This is a genomic window from Nocardia sp. CA-135398 (genome assembly GCF_050955845.1).
Lineage (GTDB): Bacteria > Actinomycetota > Actinomycetes > Mycobacteriales > Mycobacteriaceae > Nocardia.
The window spans coordinates 4,582,897-4,609,090 of sequence record NZ_CP192084.1; the positions used below are offsets into that span (position 1 = coordinate 4,582,897).

Sequence of the window (26,194 nt, forward strand, 5' to 3'; positions counted from 1 at the left end):
TCTCCCTTGTCGTCAGGCAATTACGAAGTAGCGCAACCACAGATATGGTGCGGCGACCGCGATGGTGATGGCGGTGACGACCGCGCCCTTGCGGGTGAATTCCCAGAACGAGATCGGTGCCCCGGCGCGGGCGGCGATGCCGAGCATCACGACGTTCGCGCTGGCGCCAACTGCGGTCAGATTGCCACCGAAGTCCGAGCCCAGGGTCAGCGACCACCACAGGGCGTCGGTGTGCCCGGGGTTGTCGATTCCGGCCGCGAGGTCGGCGACCAAGGGGCTCATCGTGGCCACGTACGGGATGTTGTCGATGATCCCGGACAGCAGCGCCGACACCACGAGGATCACCATCACCGCCACCAGCGCGTTACCACCGGTGACGTCGGTAGCCCAGCCTGCCATCGTCTCGACGACACCGGTCTTGACCAATGCGCCGACCATCACGAACAGTCCGGCGAAGAACAGCAACGTCTCCCATTCGACCCCGGACAGGTAGTCGGTGGGTTCAGTGCCGGAGATCAGCACCAGCACCCCGGCGCCGAGCAGCGCGACGACCGAGGGATCGACGTGGAGCACCGAGTGACCCACGAATCCGGTGAACACCGCGAGCAGCACGATGCCGCATTCGATCAGGAGTCGGCGGTCGCGGATGGTTTCGCGTTCGTCCAGTGCCATCACATCGGCGATCCGTTCGGGGTCGGCGTCGAAGGACCCGCGGAACAGTCTCGGAAGTACCAGGGTGAACACCACCAGCTCCAGCACCACGATCGGCGTCATATGCGCCAGGAAAGCATTGAACGACAATCCGCTTCGGCTGGCGATGATGATGTTGGGTGGGTCGCCGATCAAGGTGGCGGCGCCACCGATGTTCGAGGCGAATACTTCGGCGATCAGGAACGGCGCGGCGCGGATGCCGAGTCGGTCGCACACGAGCAGGGTCACCGGGGCGATCAACAGCACGGTCGTGACATTGTCCAGAAACGCTGAAGCGACAGCCGTGATCAGAGTCAGCAGGATCAGCACGCGCACCGGGGATCCCTTGGCGCGCTTGGCCGCCCAGATCGCGGTGTATTCGAAGACGCCCGTTTGGCGTAGTACCCCGACGATGATCATCATCCCGAACAGCAGCAGGATGACATCCCAGTCGACGCCGGTGTCGTGGGAGAAGAACGCCTCCGCGGAGTCGAGCACTCCCAGTGCGAGGATCACCGCCGCGCCACCGAGGGCGGCTTTGGTTTTGTGGATGCGTTCGGTGGCGATGAGCAGATACGCCACAACGAATGCGGTGATCGCGATGGCGGTCATCGTGGGTCACCCGCGCGCGGTTCACCGGTCAGGTTGCGGCGAGCGCCACCTGTAGTAACCGTGATGCGGTGATCACACCGATCATCCGTTTTCCGTCGACCACCGCGACCAACGGGCATCGGCAGCGGGCCATCAGCGCGGCGACTTCGATCACGGTGTCGTCGGCGTGGGCCACCGGCAGGATGGGTTTGGTTTTCGATTCCGGGAGCAGTTCGCCGACGGTCTTGCCGCGCAATGCTTCCGCGACCCGATCGGCCGCCGATTCCGACAGCACCCCGGCCAGCGACGGATCGTCCTGGACATATCCTGGTACCAGGAAGCGCACCACCTGCGAGGCCGGTAGCACCGCTTGGGGCACCTGGTCGGCGTCGGTTACCACGATGCCCGGCAGCCGATGCTCGGCCAGCAGCTTCGCCGCGGCCAACGCGTCGGAATCCTTGGTCACCGACGGGTAATCCTCGGCCATTTGACTTGCGTGCACACCAGCACGATACGACCGTTCGAGCCGTCACCGACACATATCCGCTGTTGACATCGGTACGATCAACCGTCGCCGCACAGCACACCCGCGCGAGTCGCACGAATCACCCCTTCGCCGGACCGCCCGACCCGCCGACCGGGCCGGGTTGCCGACCAGACTTCCCGGCGCACCACCCGTAAAGATGCCGTAAAAACGCCAGCTGGGCAAACCGTGGGCGCGGAGAGTAGCGCTCGGTTCGGTCCGAGACGGGTTGGGGAGGTGCGGGATCGAATCTGGGCTGCCATTGCGGGGTCCGATCAGGGGGACCTCGGGCCCGGCCGCATTCGGGCATGCCGAGGAAGGTATCGGGTGGTGGAAGTTACCGTGGCGAGCAGTGTGGACGAGGGATGATTGCCATGCCAACGGTCGTTCCGCTTCGGTACCAGCGTTATTCGGTTGCACCGAAGGGGGCGGGCCGCGCAACGAGAATCCCGCTCGCCATCCGGGGAAGAACGGCATGACGCCGCTCGTCGTAGGATCGGATGCTCTCGATCAGAGTTGATAACTGTCGATGTCGAACCCGAGCTGAGGTTCGCCGCCCGCATTGGTGAACGCGGTGAGCGCCCGCACCAGCCCGGTCCGGTCCCGCTCGGGCATCCGTTCCACGACGGTGGCGATCTCGCCCCGTCGATGGGTGGTGACCCGGTCGACGACTCGATGCCCGAGCGTGGTCAACTCGATGATCAGCTCGCGGCGCGAATCGGGATTTGGTTTGCGGTTCACCAGCCCCGCGGCAACCAGTCGGTCGACCATGCGGGCCGCGGTCGATGGCTGAACGTTGAGCGATTGAGCGAGCGTGACGACCTTCGATGGTCCCCGGGTCGACAGGATCACCAGTGTCCGGAACTGCGGGATGGTGATGGATTCGTCGACGAGTGCGATCGAGCGCGCGGACATGGCGACGAGCAATCGGGACGCGGCCAACAGTGCATCTGTGATCTCGTCGGCCGACTCTCCGACCACCGTGTCTTTCGCCATCGCGACCACCTCCACCGACTCCGTGTGTACCTATCTTTCTATCGTGCCGCGCGCGCCCTGCTTGCGGGTATCCGCATCGCCGTCGTGCCGGTGCAGAACTCAGGCAAATCGCAACTGTTGCATACTGCTTTTATCCGGTAGGGTCCACGACTCGTGGTAGTTCGCACATCGCCCGGGGCTCGAATGGACGTGTGCCGGTGGGGATTCGTCACCGTCGTCGGCGTGGTCGTGGGGTATGCGTCGGTGCTGTTGGCCAATCCGCGCCATTTCTATACCGACGACACCGAGTCGCAGTACGGGCCCATGTGGGTGATGCTGGGGCGGCACCTGCATCAGGGGCGGTTCCCGGCATTGGTGCCGTGGGAGTGGATGTCGGGCAACTACTCCATGGAGGAGGCGGGGCTCTACAACCCGCCGCAGTTGCTGGTGGACTGGTTCGCGCCGGAGGTGGACAACCTGGCGCTGTATGTGACGGTCGTGAAGCTGATCTTCTCGATCATCGCCGCGTTGGGCGTATTTCGGGTGTGTCTGGCCCTCGGGGCGCGCACGCCGTGGGCCGCGGTGGCGGGCGTGGCTTTCCCGCTGTCGGGATGGTTCCTGTTCTTCGATGAATCCAGTTGGGCCAGTTCGCTTACCGGCACCGCGTGGATGTTGCACGCGTGGGCCTCGGCCGTGCGTTATGTGCGTGTCGAGCCGGATGCCAGGCGCTGGTGGAACGGGCCGATTCCGGTGTTCGTGTTCCTGTACCTGGCGATCTCGGTCCAATATGTTTTTCCCGCGGTCGAAGCCGCGCTCATGATCGTGGCGGTGGTTGCCGGGGAGGTGGTGTATCGGCGTGCATGGGGGCCTTCGCTGCGGCTGCTGGCCGCCGCGGCTTGCGCGGGCCTGGCAGGATTGGAAACGTATCTACCTGGGATGCTTTCCTCGTCGGTGACGTGGCGCGGCAACGAGCGTGTCCTCAACGATGATTTCTTGAATGTGGGCTGGTCGGAATCGCTGAATGCCAGCCTGCCCAGCACCGTTCCGGCCTTCACCGGTTGGTGGGGATATGTGCAGCCGATCCCCATGGTCTATATCGCCTGGTTCCTGATTCCGTTGCTGGCTTTCATTGATTGGGCCGCTGTGTGGCGGTCGGGGCGCGAGTTCGCCGGGGCGGGCCTGTTCGCGCTCATGTTCTTGATGTGGACCGCCGGGCCGGGGCGCATCGGGCCGTTGCGCTGGCCCGCCCGAGTGCTGCCCATGTTGGCGGTCGGTCTGCTGGTGCTGGTGTGCGTATTGCTGTCGCGGTACGGCAGTTTCGCCGACTGGCGACGCCGGGGCATCGCGGCCGCGGTGCTGATCGGGTTGCTGTTCGTCCGATCCTTTTCCGCGGCACCGCATCTGGTGCTGCGGCATCTGGGCGCGGTGGCGGTGGTGGCCGTGCTCACCGCGGTCCTGGTGTGGCTGGCTCGTACTCGCGGTGTGGCGGCGGCCTGTGTGCTGGCCATCGCGGCCATGTTCCCCATCGCGTATTACCAGGTCACGGCGCAAGCGCCCACGCCTTTGTCGTATCACTTCCCGGAGCGGCGTTCGGACATTCGCGCCGTGTTCCCGCATTTCGACGGCGTCACACTGCAACTCGGCGACCGCGCCCTGGTGCCGCCCGCCGAACAGAGCCTCGACCGGGCCTGGGGCTCGATGGCATTCGGCAACTACGCAAAGAACTTGGGGCTGCAATACGTCAACGCCTACACCCCGATCGGCTACCGCAAGTTCAGCAAGCTGTTGTGCATGGGCTGGGACGGCAGCACCTGCCCGGCCGCGTTCGGTGCGGCCTTCTCGGTCGAACCGTCCACCGGGCGAACCTATGTCGACCTGATGAAAGTGGATCGTGTGGTGCTGCAACGTGCCCAGTACCCGGACATAGGCAACCAACCTGTCCCAGCCGGGTGGAAATGGGTCGACTACCCAGGGCACGAACGCTACATATGGGTGCTCGAACGCCAGGAAGGCCCGATCTCCACCAGTGCGGGTCCCGCCTACACGCAGGGTGTCACCCTCACCCCGGTCGGCCGCGACAGTGTCAGCAGCCACCTGCGGGTCGACTCCACCGAAGGTGGGCAACTGGTGTTCGCCCGTCTGGCCTGGCCTGGCTATCGCGTCACCCTCGACGGGCACGACATCGGCTTCCGCGCCGTCGCGAATACCTTTGTCGCGGTGGACATCCCGCCGGGCACCCACGACGGCGACCTGATCGTGGCCTGGCGGCCACCGGGCTGGAAGATCGGCATCGCCACCGCCCTGGCCGGACTGTTGGGTCTGGGCCTGCTGCAGTGGTCACACCGTCGCGAACGCCGTCGGGGCGGCGGCATCGACGCCGACACGGACGTGGACCAGTTCCGTCCGGAGACCGAGCCCTTGACGAACCCGGTACTCGTCTGAACATCCGTGGGTGCGGTGTCTTCGGTCACGGATGTCGCGACCGTGTTTCATGTACACGGCAACTATTGCATACTGCATGCATGCTGGCGCTCGACGGGGCCGAGCAAAGCAGGCCCCGGATCTCGCTCGGCTCGCGCCGGACGTTTCTGGGCTGGCTGCGGGAGAGTTCGCCGGGCGTTAACCCGCTCATCTGGATCGAGTGCGGCAGAACGGCTGTCAATGCGGAGAACATACCGACGGACAGGGCTGGCGCCGTTGCGGCAGCTCGGTGGTGCCGGGCCGGGGGATGGACAGGGCGGCTGGTACGGATGGCTTTTGTGGTGGACTCAGATGAGTATTGAGCCAGCCGAACGCTTTGGGATACATCGCCCGCCAGGTCCCCCAATTGTGGCCGCCGTCATCGACGATCAGCGGCGGCGCGACCTGCGTCGGCGCCTTCGCTGCTGCGACCAGTGCTCGGGCATTGGCGGGCGTGCTGGACGGGTCGCGTCGGCTCGTCGCGACCAGCAGCGCAACCGGCGCTCCGGTGCCGACAAGGCGAATCGGGTCGTTGAGCCGACGCAGCGTCCGGCTGGGCACGACATCCGGATCGCCGCGAAAGTCGTCGGGGCTGAACGCGAGTCCCGTGGCGAACTCCGCCGAATATCGCAGTGGCAACGTGATCGCGCAGAAGCCGCCGGTCGAGTCCCCGGCCATCGCCCACCCGGAGGCTTCGCCGATCGCCCGGAAATGGCCGATGACCAGATTGCGCACGTCCTGGGACAGCCATGTCGCAGTCTGCGCGCCGCGGGGGATGTCGGCACAGTCGGTATTCCCACCGGGATCGACCCGCGGCATGACCAGAATCGCCGGCGCCAGTTGACCTTTGCGCATCATCTCCGCCAGTTCGGTGGTGACGCGGCCGCCCTTGATCCATGCCTGCGGGGTTCCAGGAACTCCGTGTAACAACATGATCACCGGAAACCGGTCGCCGCGGTACTCGGGCTGGTCGTATTGCGGTGGCGTCCAGACCAACACCCGCCCCCGAAGACGCGACCGCGGGCCGCGGTATTCGGCGGCGGTGACCCTATCGCCGAGGTCGTGGAAGATGGGGGTGCCGGATGTCTCGCCCGGTGCCGTGTCGTCGGCGGCGGGTTCGCCGAGCAGGTCGTTCCATGAGCTGTAGAGAGCAAAGCTGTCGTTGACCCACAGCCCCAGTACCGCGACCGCGGTCGCCTGGCACATTCCGATCATCAGCAGTCGCGTCAGCCAACGCACCGGGCGCGGGCCGCGCACCGAATTCCAGGCCGACAGGGTGATCACAACCGCGGTGAGAGCTGCGGCGACCACGGTGTAGAAAAGCCAATCGCCGGTCAGGCTCATCGAATCGACATGCGGCGGCCTTCATCCGCCATCGTATCCCGTTGCGCCACGGCGATTCTGCGATCGGAAACAGGCATCGAGCACATGGAGCGTCGTGCCGGAGCGTCGTGCGTCACGGGTTCGGAGGCTACCGAATAGACGCCTAGTGCAACAGTTGCGATATGCCGCCTTTGGGCTCCGATGGGAGATGCGCTCCCGATCGCGGCAGGATCGGCACGGCCGTGCGGCGTCACCATCGATGGATTCGGCGGAGCGCGGTTTCGAATCACCATTGCGGCAGCACTGGCGCACAAGCGGCAGCAGTGCGGCCTCGACTTCGACGCCGTAACGCAAGCGCGGCGTATCCGAACATCTGATTCGTGCGGTCAGGTCCGCGACCGAACACGGGCCGCAGCCCCGGGGCGCGGCTCGTCCGAGAACCGCGCAGACGGAGGCGCGGTCCGGCCATCGAAAACATGCACATTGGAATGGTTGTTCGGGAAGGGCCCTGTCATCAGATATAAGCAGCAGGCAACTATTGCATAGTGCCATTGATGAGCGTAGTTTGGGCATACGCCCAAGGTGATCGTCCAATCGGAGGTCTGGTGGCAACCGCAGCCGAACAAGGTCGACAGACTCGCGCCCGCCTGATGGCGGCGGCGATCGAGCTCGTCGCCGAATACGGCTGGGGCGCGGTGAGTACGCGCATGGTCGCCGAGCGCGCCGGGGTCCGTCCCGGGGTGGTGCACTATCACTTCCACTCGGTAACCGATCTGTTGATCGATGCGTCGGTGTCCGCCGCGCGACGGGAGTACGAGTCGGTGATGGCCGGCGTGCTGGCGCTGCCCGGGCCGGAGGCGATGCGCGCGATGCTCGCCGCCATCGCGTCGTACACAGCCGCCGATCCGGTCACGGTGGCGATGACAGAGATGATGCTGGCGGCCACGCGACACGAACGGCTGCGTATCGAGCTCGGCCGATTGCTGGCCGATGCGCGGGCGGCGATGGCGAATTGGTTCCGCGCCAACGGCGTGGTGACCGATCCCGAAGCGACGGCCGCGGTGGTCGCGGCGCTGCTGGACGGACTCATCCTGCATCGCCTGATCGATCCGAGTCTGGGCGCGGTGGATGTGACCGGCCCGCTGCTTCGTGCGGCGGGGTTGACCGAAAACCGAGCGAGCGAGGGGAAGTCGGATGGATCGGACGGACACGAGCGGTGATGCGCGCCGCCGCGGCGGCATAACGCTGCGGGGCGTGAATAAGACCTACGGCGCGGGCGAGGCCGCGGTGTACGCGTTGACCGACGTGGACCTCGACCTCGGACCGGGCGAGCTGGTCGCGGTCCTCGGGGCGAGCGGTTCGGGGAAGACCACACTGCTCAATGTCATCGGCGGCATCGAAGCGCCGGACTGCGGTTCGATCGTTGTCTCGGGGCGCGACATCTCGGGCCGGAGCCCGACCGCGCTGGGGGAATTCCGACGCGATCACGTGGGGTTCGTATTCCAGTTCTTCAACCTGATCCCGACCCTGACCGCGCGCGAGAACGTCGAGGTCATCGTCAAGTTGACCGGCCGTGGCGATCGCCGCCGCGTGCGGACGCAGCTGGCCGCGGTCGGACTCGCCGACCGCGCCGATCACTTCCCGTCGCAACTGTCGGGTGGTCAGCAGCAGCGCGTCTCGATCGCGCGGGCGCTGGCCACCGATCCGGACCTGCTGCTGGCCGATGAGCCGACCGGCGCGCTGGACGTGGCCACCGGGCAGGGTGTGCTCGAACTTCTGCAGCAGACCAGCCGGGCCGGGCGCGGTGTTGTCATGGTCACCCACAACGAGGCGGCCGCGAGCATCGCCGATCGGGTGATCCGCATGCGCGACGGTCGTGTCGTCGCCGATGAGGTGAACACGAATCCGGTTGCCGCCGCGACCATTCGGTGGTGAGTGCGATGTTCATGGTGTCGAACCGGGTGCTCGCGAAGAAGATCCTGCGCGATCTGCTCCATCGAGGCGCGCAGGTCGCGGCGATCGCGGTCACCGTGCTGCTCGGCGTGCTGCTGTACGTGGCCAGCTACGACTCCTTCCGTAACCTCGAAACCTCCTACCAGCAGACCTATGCTCGCCTGCACTTCGCCGACTTCACCGCCACCGGCGCAGATCCCGCGCGGATCGCGGACGCTGTGCGCGGGGCATCCGGCGTGGCGCGCGTCTCCGTGCGCACCCAAGCCGATACTGCGATGTCGATCGGCGGCACGAAACTGCTCAGCAGGATCGTAGGCCTGACCGGGCCCGCAGGCGTAAACGAGATCAGCCTGGCCGCAGGGAGATTGCCCGACCCGGCCCATCCGAACGAGGTGGTGGTCGAGCATCACGCGGCGGAAACCTTCGGCCTGCACGCGGGCAGCCAGGTGCGCACCTTCGACGGCACGACCTGGCATACCGTCACGGTCTCGGGCATCGCCTGGTCATCGGAGTACCTGTGGCCGGCCCGCAGCCGCCAAGAAGTGCTCGGCGACCCGCACGGCTTCGCGGTCGTGTTCGCGCCCCAGAACGAGGCGACGCGCTTGTCCGGCCGTCCCGGCCCCGACCAGACCCTCGTCGAAATGAATTCCGGGGCAACGGCATCCGAGCAAGATGGGGTCACCCGGCGGTTGCGCGACGCCGGGGCTCTCGATGTGCAGACCAAGGCCGATCAGCCGTCCAACGCGGCCCTGCACGAGGATCTCAGCGGCTTCTCCGAACTCGCGGTCGCCTTTCCCGCACTGTTCCTCGTCGCGGCCGCTGTCGCGGAATACGTGTTGATCACCAGGCTCGTGCTCGCCGAGCGGCCGATCATCGGGACGCTGCTGGCAATGGGCGCACGCCGTCGCACGGTCGTCGGCCACTACATCGGCTACGGATTGGGAATGGTGCTCGCGGGCACGGTGCTCGGTGTGCTCGGCGGGTTCATCGCCACCTCGGCGGTGACCGCCGCCTACACCAACGCGGTCGGGATTCCCGACACCGTCGTCGATCACCGGCCGTCGACCGCGATCGTCGCCGTGCTGCTCGGCCTGCTCACCGGAGTGGCGGCGGGCCTGGCCCCGGCGGTGGCCGCGGCGCGCATCGCGCCCGCCGCGGCAATGCGCGGCGACGGCCTGCGCCCGGCGCGCCCAGGTCGATGGTCCCTGCCCAGCGCACGCTGGCGCCGGGTACCCGTGGTCGCGCGAATGACGGTGCGCTCCTTGGCACGCGGCCGTCGCCGCACGGTGGCGACGATGACCGGGACCGTACTCGCCCTGGTCCTGATCCTGGCCTCGGTCGGCATGCTCACCAGCATGCGCTCGGCACTGCACATCCAATTCGACGAGATCGAACGCGCGGACGCCACGGTGCTCACCTCGAGTCCATCGAACGAGCTTGCCGCCCAACTGCGTTCGATATCGGGCGTCACCGCCGTCGATCCCGTCGGTCTCACGCCGGTGACATTGTCCGCCGGTGGGCGCTCGTATTCGACGACGCTGACCGGATTGGTGCCCGACACCTCGATGCACGGTTTCCGCGCACCCGGTGGCGGCGGCGTGCGGTTGCCCGACACGGGCATCCTCGCCGGGGCAGCGATGGCGAATCAGCTCGGCGTCTCGGTCGGCGACACTCTCGCCGTCACGCCTGCGGCCGGTAGCTCGAAAACCGAGCAGTTGAAGGGACTGCTCGATGAGCCGCTGGGAGCATACGCCTACGCCACCGACGCCACCGTCACCGACATCGGCGGCACCGGACTGCACGGCTACCTGCTGCGCTTCACCGCGAACGCCGATCGAGACGCCTTGCGCGCCACGGTAACCGAGCTGCCCAGCGTTATCGCCTACAGCGACTCCCACGCCATGCAAAACCAGCTCGACCGGTTCCTCGGGCTGTTCTGGGCGTTCATCACAGCGATGCTGATCTTCGGTACAGTGCTCGCCTTCACGGTCATCTATGTGACCATGACGGTCAACCTCGCCGAACGCACCACCGAGCTGGCAACCCTGCGCGCGGCGGGCGTGCCCGTGCGCAGGCTCACCGCGTCGCTGGCCGCGGAAAACCTCACTGCGACACTGCTGGCCGTCCCGCTCGGACTGGCCGCCGGATATTTCGCGGCCTGCGCATTGCTGCGCTCGTTCACCAGCGACATGTTCACTTTCGGACTCGCCTTCGGCGTCGCCGCGCCCATGCTCGCCGTCGTGGCGGTGCTGGCCGCCGCCGGACTGTCACAGCTCCCGGCGGCCCGCCTGGTGCAACGCATCGACATCGCCCCCGTCGTGCGCGAACGAGCCCAATGACACCCGATACTATCGACGAAGGAGCATGAGCAATGGCCTCTCCCAGCCGAACCGAAAGATTCGGCGCTCGCGCGCTGCGAACCCGATGGGTGGTCCGAGCACCGATAATCCTTTACCGTGTCGGCCTCGGATTCCTGTTCGGACCGCGGCTGTTGTTGTTGGAGCACACCGGGCGACGGACCGGCGCCCGTCGATACGTCATCCTGGAGGTCGTCGATCATCCCGAATCCGCTATGTACGTCGTGGTTTCCGGATTCGGCGTCGGCGCCCAGTGGTATCGCAATATCACCGCGAACCCGCACGTGCGGATCTCCACCGGATTCCGCCGCAAGGTGGCCGCGATCGCGACACCGATGACAACCGACGAATCCGCGCTGGCGCTCGAACGCTACATCGATCATTATCCCAAGGCGTGGACCAGGTTGCGCGGCACCATCGAAGCCGCCACGGGTACACCGGTGGATACCCTCCCCATGGTTCGACTGCTCAGCCGATAGCTCGTGCCCGCGAGCCACGGCATCGGCGTGGCGTGACGTCGGAATTTATCGAGACCGGACCGAATCCGTCATGGCGATGGCAGGAAAGCCGTCAGCTGGGGCACGGCTTCGGCCGGATGCCGGGCGCGTATTCATCTCGGTGCCGGTGGTGCTGGTCGACCACCCGCTGCGCCAGCTGCCGAGACTGGCCGCCATCATCACCCCTTGACCCAGCCGGGCACGCACGAAGCGGCCGTTTCCTCGGTGCGGAAGCCGTGCGAAAGGTTGGCGGGCCGGATCAACGCCAGCCGGTGGCGGTCAGGAGTGCGAGACTGCTGACCGCCAGTATCACGGCGAGGGTGCCGCCGAACAGTAGTGGTCGCGCACCGGCGGTGCGGAGCTGTCGCCAGGTGAGGGATGTGCCGATTGCGGCGAGGACGGCGGCGATGAGCCAGGCGCTGAGCTGCCCGAGTGGGGCGGTCCAGGAGCGGGGCACGATGCCAAGGCCGGAGATGATCGATGCGGCGATCGCTGACGCGCCGCAGATCGTCGTCCCGACCGCGACCAGTGTCGCCGAATCACGGTCCAGCGCAAGCATTCTGCCGACGACGAGTGCGGCGACCGCTCCGACGATCAGTGGCCCCTCAGCACCGTGGCGGTCTGCCGTCCCACGGTGAGCACCGACCCGACGGGCAACCCGAGACCGAGCAGCACGATCGCGATGCCGAGCAATCGTTGACGTATCAGGGCGAGACCGGGCGCGAACATCCCGGTCTCCATCACCGATCGACGTCGGAGGGCACCGATCACGGCTCCGCCGAACAAGGCGATGATCGGCGCGCCCACCATCGGTAACACCCGGCCCGACCCGGTGTGTGCGGCACCGGCGACCGAAGCGGCGAGCAGGATCCCGGGAAGATTTCGGCGTAACCAGGTCATATTTCTCACGATCACGGCCCGGTTGCCCCGCCGGTAGACCACGATCCGGAAGCAGCTCATCCTCGGAATGCGGGTCTCGCCAGTTCGGGGGGACCAGCCACCAGATCTGCCGAGCGTCACCAACGCTATCAAAGTCATCGTCAGCGGATTGCGCTGTGACAGACCGAGTTCGGATTCGGCCGCCCCCGGTGTCAGACCTGTCAGCGGCGGGACGAATTGCCATAACCGGGACACATTCCGTGGGCGGGTTCGGCTTCCAGCAGTGATCCGCAACGCAGCCCGACAGTTCACTGGTGACCGTTTAGTCCTGGTCGTCGCCCGTCCGGAAACCGCCACAACTCTGGCGGGTTCGCCGGCTGTGCCGAAAAATGTTCTGCGCGTATTCCGATGCGGCTGTGAGCATCCCGAGTGCACAACAATCATCAGTCCCACAACTTGTTTGGAGCGCGGGGGTGCGGATCGTGTGCGCTGACCACAGCAACCGCCGCGTTAACGATGGCGGTGATGGGCCTGGCATCATCAGAGTTGTGTGCCCCGAACACCCGCCGGAGTTGAATGCCGCCGCGGCCAGGGTGCTGCTCGAGTTGCTGCTTCGACATGCCCGTGAACACCGCGCAGAGAGGGAAGACGATGCCGAGCGAGTCCAACGAGTGGGCCGTACTCGACGAGTTGCTCGGTCTCGTCCCCGAGGCCGTGGAAAGCAGTGCTGATCAACGCTTCGCGTTCTACGGGCGCTGCTCGACCGAGGACCATCAAGACCCGGAGACCTCCTACCGGTGGCAGCGAGGCAACGCGGAGAAGTTCGTGGCCGAGGCGGCCATCGTCGCGGACTATTTCGACATCGGACAGTCGCGGTCGGTGCCCTGGCACCGCCGCGCGGAAGCTTCCCGCCTGCTGCCTGATCTGAAGAATCCCGCCCGGGGGTGGTCGGGGATTGTCGTGGGTGAGGGAACACGATGCTGGTTCGGCAATCAGTTCAGTCTGGTCGCGCCACGGCTCCAAGCCCACGGGGTCCAGGTGTGGGTGCCCGAACTCGGGGGACGCTACGACCCAAGCAACGTCACACATTCGATGATGATGAGCATGCTCGGGGGACTGAGCGAGTCCGAACGCCAACACCTGGAGCAACGCACCCGCGCCGGCATGGACGCTCAAGTCCTCAACGAAGGCCGACACCAAGGCGGACGCGCGCCGTATGGCTACCTGGTGGTCGACGGCCCACCCCATCCCAACCCCAATCGGGCCGCGGACGGACTCAAACTACGTATCCTGTCGATCGACGCAGCCACCGCGCCGGTGGTGCAAAGTATCTTCCGCGACTACCTCGCCGGCTACCTGTGGCCGAAAAATGCAGGCGGAGTTGGTCCGCGACGCCGTCTACTACAGATGCCGCGCCAAAACCATCGCCCCCGGGAGCCCCCTGCTCCACGACCACCCCCGGACAGTGAACCTGCGCGAAGACATTGTCATCGGCCCGATAGACCGCTGGATCGCTAGCCTGTTCGACCGACACCACCGCGAGACCACCATCGCCGCCCTACTCGCCACCCAGCACACCGACGACACCGACACCCACCGTCAAAGACTGCGCAAACGCATCACCGACGCCGAAGCCAGACTCACCCGCCACCTCGCCGCGATAGAAGCAGGCGTTGACCCCCAAGCCCTCGTCACAGCCATGAACACCGCACAAGCCGACAAAGCCGCCGCTCACGCCGAGCTGAAGAATCTCCCCACAATCGAACGGCTCACCGAAACCGAGATCAGGAAACTGATCGAATCCCTCGGCATCCGCGCTGTCCTCGCCGCAGGAAACCCCTCCCACAAGATCCAGCTGTATACAGCGCTGGACCTCCAAGTGCGCTAGCAACACCAACAACAACTCGCAATCGTTGGTGCGACCCCCTGTGGGGTTAGCACTGGTGTCCGGAGGGGGAATCGACCACTACGCCAACCTCCTGCAGCACCGAAAACTGCTGGTCATCGGCAAATAGCCGTGGGTTCTGGTCCGGTTTACGCAGGTTCGTGCCCCGGCGGACACTATACGGATGGGCCTATCGCGCAGGACCCTGGCCTAGGATCGGCTTGGCGTGGTCGCATCGCTCTGCCATGAGAGCAGGGTCTTTTCCCACTCGCGGTGTATTTGGTCGAGGCCGGGGAATCCGGTATTGGTTCTGAAACATGCGGTGGCGCTGTCTCCATAGACAAGGAGGAGCACGCTCAGCGGAATGCCTCCGAGGCTGGTCGTGATCGGATCGATCGCGGTGACGGGATCGCTGTGCAGCGCGAGGGGATGACGCAACACGACATTTGACAGTGAGGCCGGAGCACGTCGCGGATTCGAAAGAGCGGAAAGTGTTGTGCGCATGAGCCATGTGGGCGTGGCGTCGAAGTTGCTGCGAAACGCTGCCCGGACAGTAGGTGACTTCAACGGCGGGGTGGCGCGGATGGTGCTGGTCAGCCGTTGGTCGAAGGGGAGCAGCGCTCCCGGCAGTCTCAGGTAGGCGGTGGCTGTCCTGTTGCCCGCCAGGGCGATCTCATCCGGGCGGCGGACGTTGGCCGGCACCAGCAACGGGATGTCGGGCAAGTCGGCGTTCCCGCGGATTTCGCTCTGCCAGTGTGTGAGCACGTGGGCGAGCGATGCGAGATATACGTCATTGCGAGTGCCGCCGAAAGCGCGGGCGACGGAGGCGAGCGTGCTGGTGGGCACGCGGCCCCACGCGAATCCTATGTCATCTGTGGGGCGGCACCCCGGCAGGTCCCAGGCGCCCAGACTCCGAAGGCTCTGCAGACCCATTGCGGCGCACTGCACTCGCGTGCGGGCCGGCGTGCGCGGGTATTGAGCGAAACCGTGATATACCGCCGAGGATTCGCTCTCGGGGATACCAGGTGCGAACAGCGACTCCAGTGTTCGAAGCGTTCCCGCGGCGTCTTGTACGCTATGGTGCACCAGGTACAGCAGGGCGTACCGATCCGGCGAGTAACCTCGCAGCAACCACATCCGCCAGTGCGGCGCGTCCTCCGGCAGCGGAGTCCTCGCCAACTCGGCAACGACCTGCTCCAGATCTTCCTGGGTGGGAACAACACGCTCGACGACATGGCTGGTCAGGTCCACTTCGTCGGCCACCGTCCAATGCCGGGCGCCCGGAGTCATCCACGCAGCCAACGCCGGCAGAGCGGCCAGCCGGGTAGCGATGTAGTCCCGGATGTCACCGAGATGCGGCGATTGTCCATCCAAGTGCAGAACTGCACCAATATTCAGCTGAGTGTCGGGAGAGCCTAAAACGCGCATCGCCCGATCCATTGCTGTGGTGGGCATGTCGAGGACGCTCCGGAGTTCGCTCATCGTGCAGTTTCCTTCAATTGTGCGGCTTCGGCGGAATCGCCTCGTCGGCGGAAGTTTTCCATGAAAGTCAATAAGACTGCAAGGCACGACAGTTGTATTTCGTTGTGATGCAGGATGTTTGATTCTGCGGTAGTTTGCTGGTCTGTGCTGGCTGATGTTGTAGCCGAGGATGTTTCGGCGTGGCGGACGGCATTCGATGAGCTGTTCGCGCGGGTGGCGGGGTGTTCTTCCGGTCCGAGCCGCGGCGGTGGGCGCGGTCGTATCTGACCGGGTTGCTGGCGCCGGTGGAGCGTAAAGCACCGATGCGATATCGGTGAGGTCCTGGACGACCCCGCGGACCGCGGTTGTGCTGCTGCGGTGGTCGTAGAACGACTCGAGGTGCTCGACCATAGACATCGCGTCGGATTCCGGGCGTCGCCAGTTCCTGGGGACCAGCGGACACCAGATGATCTGCCGGGCGTCACCAACGCCACCAAAGTCATCGTCAGCGGATTGCGCTGTGACAGACCGAGTTCGGATTCGACCGCTCACGGTGTCAGAGCTGTCAGCGGCGCGACGAATTGCCATAACCGGGACACATTCCGTGGGCGGGTTCGGCTTCCAGCAGTGATCCGCAACGCAGCCCGACAGTTCACTGGTGACCGTGTAGTCCTGGTCGTCGCCCGTCCGGAAATCGGCACAACTGTGGCGGGTTCGCCGGCTGTGCCGAAAGATGTTCTGCGCGTATTCCGATGTGGCTGTGAGCATCCCGAGTGCTGCTTCGACATGCCCGTGAGCACTGCGCAGAGAGGGAGGACGATGCCGAGCGAGTCCAACGAGTGGGCCGTACTCGACGAGTTGCTCGGTCTCGTCCCCGAGGCCGTGGAAAGCAGTGCTGATCAACGCTTTGCGTTCTACGGGCGCTGCTCGACCGAGGACCATCAAGACCCGGAGACCTCCTACCGGTGGCAGCGAGGCAACGCGGAGAAGTTCGTGGCCGAGGCGGCCATCGTCGCGGACTATTTCGACATCGGACAGTCGCGGTCGGTGCCCTGGCACCGCCGCAGAGAGGCGGCGCGTCTGCTGGCTGATCTGAAGAATCCCGCCCGGTGGTGGTCGGGGATTGTCGTGGGTGAGGGAACACGATGCTGGTTCGGTAACCAGTTCAGTCTGGTCGCACCGCGACGTGGGGCAGCGTATCTTCCGTGACTACCTCGCCGAGTGCGGTGACAAAGCCGTCGCCATCGCGCTCAACCGAGAAGGGGTTGCCTGCCCGTCGGAGCACCGGCCTGAGCAGAACCGGCACCGATCCCAAGACGGCTGGCAAGCGGGCACGGTCGCGGCGATCCTGCAGAACCCCCGCTACACCGGCTACGCGGTATTCGGCCGCTGGAGCAAACACGAAGGCAGCCCCACAGGGAGAGCTGTACACAGCCGTCGAAGCGGATAACCTACTAACCTCCTGGCTGGCCGATTTGAACCGGACGATAGTCATCGCACGCCCCGACCACATCGTTTACACCACAGCCCGAAGCACCGACGAATGTCAGTCACTCATAGGCGAACTGCTCACCAGCCTCCGTGCTCACGCGACAATAGACACCCCCTGAAACGGGCATGACCTCGTTCTGTGTAGAGACTGCCCGAGATCCGTTAGCTCGCAGTAATAATGGCTTCAGGCCGCGACTCGGTCGCAGAACAGCCAACGGACCGTAGTATGTTTAGGACTCCCGGCCGGTCAACGCGAATCGGCGCCGGTAGCGGTTGCACACCCGCCGCCGCACGGCCACCGGCTCCCAAGGTCAACGCAGCCGCCGCAGGGCCCGTTGCGCGGCGTTTACGCCGCACATGCCGTGCGCGCCGGGGCCGGGCGGTGTCGCCGCCGAGCACAGGTAGTGGCCTGGAATGCCGACGTCATAGGGCTGCAAGGTCTTTCGTGGACCGAACAGCAGCTGGGGAATGTCTTTCGCGCCGGTCATGATGTTGCCGCCGACGTAGTTCGGATTGTACTCGGCGAATTCCGTGGTGGTTCGGGTGCTCAGCCCGATCACGCGCTCCAGGAAGCCCGGTGCGAACCGTTCGATCTGCGCGATGATCGCCGCGGTCGCGTCGCCGGTGTAGCCGTTGGGCACATGCGCGTAGGTCCACACCGGGTGCACCGAGCCGACCGAGCGTTGCGGGTCGGCAAGGTACTGCTGGCCCACCAGCACGAAGGGACGCTGCGGCATCCGTCCCGCGTGAACGTCGCGTTCCCCGGCGGCGATCTCGGCGAACGAGCCGCCCAGGTGCACCGCGCCCGCCCGCCGAGCCGCCGCCGCGGTCCAGGGAATCCCGCCCTCGACGGCGAAATCGACCTTGAACGCGCCCGGCCCGTAGCGGAATCGCCTGTAGGCGCGGGCAATTCGCGGCGGCAGCCGGTCGCCGAGGATCTCGGTGAGGGCGGTCGGCGCGACATCCCAGACGGTGATGTCGGCGGCTGGCAGGTCGGCGGCGGAACGGATCCGGATTCCGGTCTCGATCTTGCCGCCGTGATCCTCGAGCGCCATCGCCATGGTGTCGGCGATCCGCTGGGAGCCGCCGACGGCGACCGCCCAGCCGTACCGATGCCCAGCGGTCAGGATGCCGAGCCCGATACTGGCGCTCAACGGCCGGTCGAGCGGATGGAACGCGTGCGCGGTGACCCCGCCGAACAGCGCCCGGCCCGCCTCGGTGTGGAAGGCCCGGGCCAGCAGCGTGGCGGGTGCGGTCGCGGGAATCCCGAAGCGCGCCAACCGGATCGGATGGCGGGGGATCCGCAACAGCGGCCGCATGATGTCGTCACCGAACTGGTCGTATCCGGCCACCGGCGCTTCGAACAGCCGCCGCCACAGTCGCTCGTCGTCGCCGAGCCCGGCGGCCGTCTCCGCAACGGATCGGTGCAGCACCCCGGCGCCGCCGTCGTCGAGCGGATGGACGCAGTCGAGTTCCGGCCACGCCCAGCGCAATCCGTAGCGTTCCAGATCGACGCGGCGCAGGAACGGTGAGCCCACCGCCATCGGATGAATGGCCGAGCAGTGGTCGTGCAGCAGTCCGGGCACGATCGCCTCGCCCGAGCGGGTGCCGCCGCCGAGGGTGGTGGCGGCCTCGAGCACCGTCACCTCGACGCCCGCGCGGGCCAGGGTGAGTGCCGCCGCCAGTCCGTTGGGGCCGCTGCCGACCACTGTCGCTATTGTCACCGAACCGGTCCTTTCTCTGCTTGCCTTGGACGGCTTGCCTATTCGGCGGGTTGTGCCGCCGCGTCGGGCCGTACCGGGCTCGCACCGGCGACATCCTCACGCCGCCAGCTCACCCGGTGCGGGATGGGCCCGTCGGGCAGCCACGGCATGGCCTCGACGGCGTCGGCCACCTCCCACGTGCCGCGTTCGATTACGCCGAGCGCCGCGTCCACGACCATGTACTCCTGGGTGCTGCGGTGGATCGGCTGGGACTCCACCCAGACCACGATCCATTCTCCCGGCGCGAATCCGACCCGGCGCTGCACCGCGTCGATCAGGTCGAAGTCGTGCAGGTGGCCGTCGCCGAAATTGAATCCGATCAGCGAGTTGCAGGCGAACTCGGCCTCGCGCACGGTCCAGCGGTCGAGGTCGGGAATGTGCTTGTACAGCAACGAGAACAGGCCGCGGCCTTGGCTGTGCATCGAGCGCCACGCGATGGTCTGCTGCATGGTGATCTCGGCGATCACCGGTTCGTATCCGCTGGCCTCGAGTTGATCGACCTGATTGAGCGCGGGCCGGTGCGCGAGGGTGTTCAGCTTGGCTTCCGCGCCCGGCGCGAACGCCCACAGCGCGGAAGCCCAGTTGCCCGCGTACTGCCGCATGGAGGGCAGGAACGACACGAGATCCGGGCGCAGATTGCCGAGCACCGGGAAGAAGGCGAGCGCCGCCACGATGGCCACGGTCAGCCAGGGCGAGGACATGTCGAACACCCCGTAGCCCTTCGAGTTCGGGAATCCGAGGAACAGGAACACCGTCAGATAGGCGAACAGGATGTTCCATTCCAGCGGTACCGCCAGCGGGAACGTGGAGGTGATGAACAGGTGGAAGATCACCATCACCGCGACGGCGGCCAGACTCAGCCACCGGTTCGTCGAGAACAACAGCACGATCGGCGTGATCACCTCGATGGTGGTGCCGCCCACATGCGCCATGAACGAGGCCACCCCCGAAGGCCGGATATCACGCGGGAAGTCACGGTAGTGGGCGCGTTTGATCGACCGGAACGGCATGGCCGGGCTGTTGGACATCATCGGCGGCACCACATTGGTGAAATGCCTGCCGAATTTGGAGGCGCCCGCGCCGACCCACACGATCACGATCAGCAGCTTGGCGGCGACGATCATGTCGGTGAACGGCAGCACCGCGAAGAACACCAGGGCGGGCAGGTACTGCTCGCCGCGCGCGGCCAGGAAAATCGTCTTGTCCCGCAGGCCGCACAGGATGTACAGCGCGATCGGGGCGATCAGCAGGGCGGGGCGGATCAGCCCGGAGGTGTTGTCCGGCAAGGCATCCAGCAGTGCGGCGGTGGTCCGGCCCGGCGCGAGCAGGGCGATCAGCAGCGAGAGGAGGAAGCCCAGGTAGAGCATCACGTCGACCGGTGTGCGCGCGTCACCGCCGGTGAGCGGCACCCGCCGCCACGGCCGTAGGCGGATCGCGCCCTGCCTCGCGAAATACAGCACGCCACCGGTCATCGGCTTGAACTTGCCCGCCAGTGGTCCCCACGACCCGGCGGCGCCGACCGCCTCGAGCAAGACAGTCCACAGCACGAGCTTCTGATAGACGATCGGCGCGTTCCACCAGTGCGCCACATCCCAGAACGGCCCGGCCCCCGAGGTGAGGGTGGCGACGAGCACCCCGCCGAACATGTAGAGCATCAGCACTTTCGCGAGATAGATGGTGTGGACCATCTTCGGGGTGCCGAAGCCGTACTCCACCCAGTGCAGCGCCAGCACCCGCATGCGCTCGCGTAGCGGTAGTTCCAGAAATGTGCCGGTGTCCACCGGCGGGAAGTCTCCCGTTTTGAATCCCATGGCTAGATTCCTTTCTCCAGCGTCTCCGGGCGCGCGCGACCGCGACCGGAAGTCGTCTTCCGTTCGAATCGGTGTGTGGCGCAAGGGCCTCAGACGCGCGCGGCCAGCGCTCGCAGCCGTTTCTTGTCGATCTTGCCGACCGGGTTGCGCGGCATCTCGCCGGTGAGCACGATCGCGACCGGCACTTTGAACGCAGCCAGGACGCCCCGGCAGTGGGCGGTGAGCTGTTCGGCGGTGACCGCCGCGCCGGGGGCGGGCACCACGTGCGCGACGGGTACCTCACCCAGCACCGGATCCGGGATTCCGACCACCGCGGCCTCGTGGACCGCCGGGTGCAGGTACAGCGCGTTCTCGATCTCCTTGGGGTACAGGTTCTCTCCGCCCCGGATGATCATGTCCTTGATCCGGTCGATCAGGACCAGATAGCCGTCGGCGTCGAAATGGCCGACATCGCCGGTGTGTAACCGGCCGTCCACCACGGTCTTCGCGGTCTCTTCCGACTTGCCGAGGTAGCCGCGCATCACGTTCGGACCCGCGATTACCACCTCGCCGAGTTCGCCCGCGGCGACCGGTGTGCCGCCGGGATCGACGATCGTGACGGTCTGACCGGGCAACGGCCGCCCGACCGTACCTGGCTTACGCGGGCCCGCAACGGGATTGAGGGTGGAGGCGCAGGTGCCCTCCGACAGGCCGTAGCCCTCCACGATCGGCACCCCGTACCGGTGCTCGAAGCGGGCGATCAGCTCCGCGGGCATGGGGGCCGCACCGCAGATCGCGACCCGCAGCGACTCGAAGCCGGGGCGTGGCCCCTCGGGCAGCGCGACCAGCATGGCGTAGATGGCTGGGACCGCGGAGAAGTAGGTCGGCCGCACGCGTTCCACGAGGCCGGAAAACGCTGTCGCGGAGAACCTTCCCGCGATGGTCGTGCGCGCACCGACGAGCAGCGGCGACAGCACGCTGACCACGATTCCGTTGACATGGAACAGCGGCAGCACCAGCAGGCTGTGGTCGGTCTCGTCCAGACCGAGCGCGTCGATGATCATCGTGCACATGGCCGCGAGGTTGTCGTGGTCCAGGAGAACGCCTTTCGGCCTGCCGGTGGTTCCGCTGGTGTAGATGATCAGCGCCAGGTCGCTGCCGTCGGTCTCGGCCACCGGGACGGGAGCATGGCTCTCGCTCCGCGACAAGGCGGCGACATCGAGGGTGACACCGGCGCGGGCGGTGTCGCCGATTACCACCGTCGCACCCGAATCGGTTGTCTGGTAAAGGATGTCGTCGTCGGTGAGACCCGGATTCACCGGAGTCAGCGCCGCCCCCAACCGCCAGGCCGCGAACAACGCCACCACCAGTTCCACCCGATTGGCCAGTACGACGGCGACCACATCGCCCGCGCGCACCCCCGCACCGTGCAGCACCGCGCCGGCGGCGTGGACCCGGTCCCGGAACTCGGCATTGCTCAGCGTGGTGGTGTCGTCGGCCACGCAGGGCGCGTGTGGGTCGGAAGCCGCTCGGGCGTCGGGCAAGTCGGCGATATGGCGCATGATTCCTACCGATGTCTGATGTGACCTGGCTTACATCACTCACGTTATGGCGCGCCTTCCACCCCGGCTACGGGCCCGCGGCCCAGCGTTGGGCGGACCTGTTGTGTCACGAGCACAAACGGCGCTGATCGGCCGGTGCGCCGGGTACTGTCTGCGCCCATGGCTCTCGAGAACGATCCCCTCGTGCGTGAGGTGGCGGGCCGGATCAAGGCGGATCTGGACCGGCTGTCGCCCACCATGACCTCGATGTTCGTCGAGTACATCCCCGAATTCCGGCACGACGACGAGATCCGCCGGCTCATGGTGGCCAGCACCGAATCCAACCTCGCCGCGATCCTGGACATGCTCACCCTGGCCATCGGCCTCGACGACATCACCGTGCCCCCGGCCGCCGCCGAATACGCCCGCCGCTTCGCCCAGCACGATCTGTCCCTGCCCGCGCTGCTGCGCGCATACCGGCTGGGGGAGAACATGTTCGTGCAGTGGACGATGACCCTGCTGACCGAACTGCATCCGCCCACCGACGTCGCCATGGCCACCGCCGCCCGCATCGCGGGCTTGGTGAACAGCTACATCGACCAGGTGATCGAGGGCCTGATCGACATCTACGACAACGAACGCCGCCGCTGGGACGCACGCACCGACGCCGCCCGCGCCGCGCAGGTGCGCGCGGTACTCGACGCCGAAGACCTGGACCTGGCCTCGGCCGAGCAGATGCTGTCCGCCTCACTGCGCGGCTGGCACCAGTTCATGCTGCTGTGGACCCCGCCCGCCACCCCCGAACCGACCGCGGTCCTGCGTGCCGGTGTGAGCCTGCTGGCCGCCGCGACCGGCATGACACCGATGGTGGTGGACGTCGACGACCACACCCGCTGGGTCTGGATCACCTCGACCCGCCGCCCGGGGCTCGACACCGAGCACCTGGGCCACGCGCTGCGCTCGCACCCGAATCTGTCTTTGGCCGTGGGTGATCCGGCCACGGGCCTGGACGGTTTCCGCCGGACGTTCCACGACGCCCAGAGTGCCCGCACCGTCGCGGTGACCAAGCGCGCCCACGGACTCACCGTGTACTCCGAGGTGGCGCTGTCCGGCCTGCTGGCCGAGCGCGTCCCCGAGGTGCAGGCGTGGGCCCGCCGGGTGCTGGGGGCACTGATGGACGAGGACGAGACTTCGGCGCGTCTACGCGAGACCGTCCGCGTCTTCCTCGATACCCGCGGCAGCTACACCGACGCCGCCGCCCGGCTGCACGTACACAAGAACACCGTCCACTACCGGGTGCGCAAAGTCGAAGAGCTGCTGGGCCATTCACTCACCGAGCACCGCCTCGACATCGAGGTAGCGCTGCTGGTCTGCGCTCAGCTGGGACTGCCGAGACCCTGATCTACGGCCGGTCCGTGGTGCCGCCCCGTTTCGGACGGCAGTTCCCCGAATCGGGCCCGGTACTGGCTCGCGAACCGACCGAGGTGGACCAGTCGGACGAATCGCGATCACGGCGGACACCGTCGTCGCTTGCCGATAGTCGAGCAGCCGGTCCAGCTCGACACCCAGTCGTGTCTGGACATGATCGTCGGCCGCATCGACGACTCCGCGTATGGATCACTCTGGGTGGTTCGCGGCGCTTGCCGACGGTGTGTTTAGTGCTGCCACTCGCGAGCGGATCGAGTGCCGCTCGACGGTCGGGACCGTGTGCCGAATTATGGGAACGGGACCACGGCCGGAGTGATCTACCTCACAGACTGTCAGGAATCCAGTCGGTCCGGTGTCTTGTATTCGACCCGCTCGGAACGAAGGAGACACCATGGACAAGAACATCGATGTGGTCGTGATCGGCGGCGGATACGCCGGGGTGATGGCGGCCAATCGCTTGACACAGCGCGACGGTGTGACGGTGACAGTGATCAATCCGCGGTCTGTCTTCGTCCCGCGGTTGCGTCTGCACCAACTGGTGGGCGGCACTCACGACGCGGTCGTCGACTACACCGAAATCCTGGCCGGCGGTGTCCGGCTGGTCGTCGATAGCGTGACGCGGATCGACGCGACCGAGCGCAGCGTGACACTGGCCGAGGGCGGCACGATCGGCTACGACTACCTGATCTACGCGGTCGGCAGCGGCAATGCCGGGCCGCGAGTGCCGGGTGCGGCCGAGTTCGCGTACCCGATCGCGACTCTGGAGGCGGCGCAGCGGCTGCGGTCGGTGCTCTTCGATACGCCCATGACGGCGGCGGTGACGGTGATCGGGGGCGGACCGACCGGGATCGAGACCGCTGCGGAGCTGGCCGAGCAGGGCCGCAGCGTCACCCTGGTCTGTGGCGGGGTGCTCGGTCCGTACCTGCACCCGAAGGCTCGCCGCACGGCCCGCAAGTACTTCGCCAAGCTGGGGGTGAACGTCGTCGAAGGCCCCGATGCGGCGGTCACCGCGGTGACACGGGAGGCCGTGGAACTCGGCGACGGCCGGACGCTGGCGAGTGAAGTCACGATCTGGACGGCTGGTTTCGGGGTGCCCGACTTGGCCAGCCGCAGCGGATTGCGCACCGATGTCGCCGGGCGACTGCTCACTGACGAGACGCTGACCAGCGTCGACGATGAGCGCATTGTCGCGGCGGGCGACTCGTCGGCGCCGTCTGCCTTGCCGTTCCGGATGAGCGCCTATACCGCGTACTGTCTGGGAGCGCACGCCGCCGACACAGTGCTGCACCGGATCGCGGGTGAACAGGCCTCGCCGATCGATCTGTCGTTCCCCGCCATGTGCCTGAGCTTCGGGCGCGATGCTGGGATCTACCAGCTCGGCCACAAGGACGACACCGCGATGCGGCTGTACTTCAGCGGCTTCGCAGGCAGGAAGCTCAAGGAATTCGCCTGCTCGGCAGGCATCAAGCACCTGGCGACCGAAGCGCACAAGCCCGGCTCACACCGCTGGTTCAAGGACGGTAAGCACCGGCCGATGCTGCTGCAGGCCCAGCGCGACAACGCGCCGGCACCGATCGCTCAGTGACACCGAAATCACCGATCGCCGTCCGGTTGCCGGGGCCCGACGACCGACCTGGGAGAACTCCATGAACATCAAATACGAACCAGAGGGGCGGCGGACGGGCCGCAGTGGCGACCACGCCACTGTCGAGGCGACCGAAGCGTTTCTCGCGCACCGCAAACTGCTGTTCACCGTCGCCTACGAGATGCTCGGTTCGGTGGCCGACACCGACGACGTCCTGCAGGAAACGTGGCTGCGCTGGGTCGGCATCGATGCGGCGCACGTGGACGATCCACGCGCCTACCTGGTTCGGATCACCACCAGGCAGGCTCTCAACCGGCTGCGCTCGATGAAGCGCCGCCGGGAGTCCTACGTGGGCTCGTGGCTGCCGGAACCGCTGCTCACCACGCCGGATGTGGCCGCCGATGTCGAACTCTCCGAAAGCGTGTCGATGGCGCTGATGCTCGTCCTCGAGACGCTGACCCCGACCGAACGAGCGGTCTTCGTGCTACGTGAGGCGTTCGGGATCGGCTACGACGAGATCGCGGCGGCGGTCGACAAGACCACCGCCGCCGTGCACCAGATCGCCCACCGCGCCCGCCGGCACGTCGAGGCGCGCCGCCCACGTCGCACTGTGTCCGCGCGACAGACCGAAGTGGCTCTCACGGCCTTCCAGCAGGCTCTCGAAACCCGGGATCTGCAGGGTTTAATCAACGTGCTCGCCTCCGACGTGGTGGCGATCAGCGACGGCGGCGGCATCAAACAGGCCACGCCCCGGCCCGTTGTCGGCGCCGACAAGGTGGCCCGCTTCATCGTCGGCGGCCTCACCAAACGGGGCGTCACGCTCACTGTCGAGCCGACCGCGGTCAACGGTGGCCCTGCCCTGGCTCTGCACGTCGACGGGGAACTCGACGGCGTCATCGCGCTGCGCGTCGAGGACGCCTTCATCACCGGCCTCTACTACGTCCGCAACCCGCAGAAGCTGACCCACATCGACACCGAGACCCCGCTCACCCTGCGATGAGC

At 66.5% G+C, this 26,194-nt stretch carries 22 protein-coding genes and 1 pseudogene; 13 read left to right on the plus strand and 10 right to left on the minus strand.

Going from position 1 to position 26,194, the window contains the following annotated elements; translation table 11 throughout:
• Positions 1-12: 12 nt before the first annotated feature.
• The 3 genes from ACQP1T_RS20175 to ACQP1T_RS20185 all read right to left on the minus strand — a co-directional run bounded on the left by ACQP1T_RS20175 (position 13) and on the right by ACQP1T_RS20185 (position 2,800).
• Complete coding sequence (locus tag ACQP1T_RS20175; protein WP_433754604.1) at positions 13-1,302, minus strand: SLC13 family permease; 1,290 nt, start codon at positions 1,300-1,302, stop codon at positions 13-15.
• 28 nt (positions 1,303-1,330) lie between these two features.
• Positions 1,331-1,783, minus strand: coding sequence for a CBS domain-containing protein (locus ACQP1T_RS20180; RefSeq protein WP_433754605.1), 453 nt, complete (start codon positions 1,781-1,783; stop codon positions 1,331-1,333).
• A 531-nt stretch (positions 1,784-2,314) separates the two neighbouring features.
• Positions 2,315-2,800: a MarR family winged helix-turn-helix transcriptional regulator gene (locus ACQP1T_RS20185; RefSeq protein WP_433754606.1), complete on the minus strand. Its 486-nt coding sequence runs from the start codon at positions 2,798-2,800 to the stop codon at positions 2,315-2,317.
• A gap of 183 nt (positions 2,801-2,983) precedes the next feature.
• Between ACQP1T_RS20185 and ACQP1T_RS20190 the strand changes: the two genes are divergently transcribed.
• A complete protein-coding gene (locus ACQP1T_RS20190; protein ID WP_433754607.1) occupies positions 2,984-5,221 on the plus strand; it encodes a hypothetical protein in 2,238 nt (745 codons plus the stop codon).
• Positions 5,222-5,437: 216 nt separating this feature from the next.
• Here ACQP1T_RS20190 and ACQP1T_RS20195 read toward each other — a convergent pair whose 3' ends face one another.
• Positions 5,438-6,583 carry an alpha/beta hydrolase gene (locus ACQP1T_RS20195; protein WP_433754608.1) on the minus strand — a complete coding sequence of 382 codons (1,146 nt, stop codon included), beginning with the start codon at positions 6,581-6,583 and terminating at the stop codon, positions 5,438-5,440.
• A gap of 584 nt (positions 6,584-7,167) precedes the next feature.
• Between ACQP1T_RS20195 and ACQP1T_RS20200 the strand changes: the two genes are divergently transcribed.
• From ACQP1T_RS20200 to ACQP1T_RS20220, 5 genes are all read left to right on the plus strand, one after another.
• On the plus strand, positions 7,168-7,782 hold the full coding sequence (locus ACQP1T_RS20200) for a TetR/AcrR family transcriptional regulator (protein ID WP_433754609.1): 615 nt from the start codon (positions 7,168-7,170) through the stop codon (positions 7,780-7,782).
• Complete coding sequence (locus ACQP1T_RS20205) at positions 7,757-8,497, plus strand: ABC transporter ATP-binding protein (protein ID WP_433754610.1); 741 nt, start codon at positions 7,757-7,759, stop codon at positions 8,495-8,497. Before ACQP1T_RS20200 ends, ACQP1T_RS20205 begins: the two co-directional genes overlap by 26 nt.
• Before the next feature lie 5 nt (positions 8,498-8,502).
• Positions 8,503-10,854: an FtsX-like permease family protein gene (locus tag ACQP1T_RS20210; protein ID WP_433762273.1), complete on the plus strand. Its 2,352-nt coding sequence runs from the start codon at positions 8,503-8,505 to the stop codon at positions 10,852-10,854.
• Positions 10,855-10,886: 32 nt separating this feature from the next.
• Positions 10,887-11,351 carry a nitroreductase family deazaflavin-dependent oxidoreductase gene (locus ACQP1T_RS20215; RefSeq protein WP_433754611.1) on the plus strand — a complete coding sequence of 155 codons (465 nt, stop codon included), beginning with the start codon at positions 10,887-10,889 and terminating at the stop codon, positions 11,349-11,351.
• A 70-nt stretch (positions 11,352-11,421) separates the two neighbouring features.
• Entirely contained in the window at positions 11,422-11,559 is a 138-nt protein-coding gene (locus ACQP1T_RS20220; RefSeq protein ID WP_433754612.1) for a hypothetical protein, read from the plus strand.
• A 69-nt stretch (positions 11,560-11,628) separates the two neighbouring features.
• Here the strand turns inward: ACQP1T_RS20220 and ACQP1T_RS20225 are convergent, their stop codons facing one another.
• Positions 11,629-11,928 (minus strand): putative sulfate exporter family transporter, encoded by a 300-nt coding sequence (locus ACQP1T_RS20225; RefSeq protein WP_433754613.1) that lies wholly within the window; start codon positions 11,926-11,928, stop codon positions 11,629-11,631.
• A gap of 35 nt (positions 11,929-11,963) precedes the next feature.
• Positions 11,964-12,269: a putative sulfate exporter family transporter gene (locus ACQP1T_RS20230; protein ID WP_433754614.1), complete on the minus strand. Its 306-nt coding sequence runs from the start codon at positions 12,267-12,269 to the stop codon at positions 11,964-11,966.
• 630 nt (positions 12,270-12,899) lie between these two features.
• Between ACQP1T_RS20230 and ACQP1T_RS20235 the strand changes: the two are divergent.
• A pseudogene (locus ACQP1T_RS20235) lies at positions 12,900-13,370 on the plus strand (recombinase family protein); the annotation flags it as partial.
• 247 nt (positions 13,371-13,617) lie between these two features.
• A complete protein-coding gene (locus tag ACQP1T_RS20240) occupies positions 13,618-14,136 on the plus strand; it encodes a hypothetical protein (protein ID WP_433762576.1) in 519 nt (172 codons plus the stop codon).
• A 207-nt stretch (positions 14,137-14,343) separates the two neighbouring features.
• On the opposite strand, the gene ACQP1T_RS20245 is transcribed toward ACQP1T_RS20240, so the two are convergent.
• On the minus strand, positions 14,344-15,615 hold the full coding sequence (locus ACQP1T_RS20245) for a wax ester/triacylglycerol synthase domain-containing protein (RefSeq protein WP_433754615.1): 1,272 nt from the start codon (positions 15,613-15,615) through the stop codon (positions 14,344-14,346).
• Positions 15,616-16,413: 798 nt separating this feature from the next.
• Here ACQP1T_RS20245 and ACQP1T_RS20250 point away from each other — a divergent pair.
• Positions 16,414-16,803 carry a hypothetical protein gene (locus ACQP1T_RS20250; protein WP_433754616.1) on the plus strand — a complete coding sequence of 130 codons (390 nt, stop codon included), beginning with the start codon at positions 16,414-16,416 and terminating at the stop codon, positions 16,801-16,803.
• Positions 16,781-17,044: a recombinase family protein gene (locus ACQP1T_RS20255; protein WP_433754617.1), complete on the plus strand. Its 264-nt coding sequence runs from the start codon at positions 16,781-16,783 to the stop codon at positions 17,042-17,044. Before ACQP1T_RS20250 ends, ACQP1T_RS20255 begins: the two co-directional genes overlap by 23 nt.
• A 352-nt stretch (positions 17,045-17,396) precedes the next feature.
• Here ACQP1T_RS20255 and ACQP1T_RS20260 read toward each other — a convergent pair whose 3' ends face one another.
• The 3 genes from ACQP1T_RS20260 to ACQP1T_RS20270 all read right to left on the minus strand — a co-directional run bounded on the left by ACQP1T_RS20260 (position 17,397) and on the right by ACQP1T_RS20270 (position 22,200).
• Positions 17,397-18,809, minus strand: a complete 1,413-nt coding sequence (locus tag ACQP1T_RS20260) for a phytoene desaturase family protein (protein ID WP_433754618.1) — start codon at positions 18,807-18,809, stop codon at positions 17,397-17,399.
• A 38-nt stretch (positions 18,810-18,847) separates the two neighbouring features.
• Positions 18,848-20,659, minus strand: a complete 1,812-nt coding sequence (locus ACQP1T_RS20265) for a DUF3556 domain-containing protein (protein WP_433754619.1) — start codon at positions 20,657-20,659, stop codon at positions 18,848-18,850.
• 89 nt (positions 20,660-20,748) lie between these two features.
• Entirely contained in the window at positions 20,749-22,200 is a 1,452-nt protein-coding gene (locus tag ACQP1T_RS20270) for a class I adenylate-forming enzyme family protein (protein WP_433754620.1), read from the minus strand.
• Between the two features lie 159 nt (positions 22,201-22,359).
• Here ACQP1T_RS20270 and ACQP1T_RS20275 point away from each other — a divergent pair, with 159 nt between their 5' ends.
• From ACQP1T_RS20275 to ACQP1T_RS20285, 3 genes are all read left to right on the plus strand, one after another.
• Positions 22,360-23,580 carry a helix-turn-helix domain-containing protein gene (locus ACQP1T_RS20275; RefSeq protein WP_433754621.1) on the plus strand — a complete coding sequence of 407 codons (1,221 nt, stop codon included), beginning with the start codon at positions 22,360-22,362 and terminating at the stop codon, positions 23,578-23,580.
• Between the two features lie 418 nt (positions 23,581-23,998).
• On the plus strand, positions 23,999-25,192 hold the full coding sequence (locus tag ACQP1T_RS20280) for an NAD(P)/FAD-dependent oxidoreductase (protein WP_433754622.1): 1,194 nt from the start codon (positions 23,999-24,001) through the stop codon (positions 25,190-25,192).
• Positions 25,193-25,253: 61 nt separating this feature from the next.
• Positions 25,254-26,192 carry an RNA polymerase sigma-70 factor gene (locus ACQP1T_RS20285; RefSeq protein ID WP_433754623.1) on the plus strand — a complete coding sequence of 313 codons (939 nt, stop codon included), beginning with the start codon at positions 25,254-25,256 and terminating at the stop codon, positions 26,190-26,192.
• Positions 26,193-26,194: the final 2 nt, after the last annotated feature.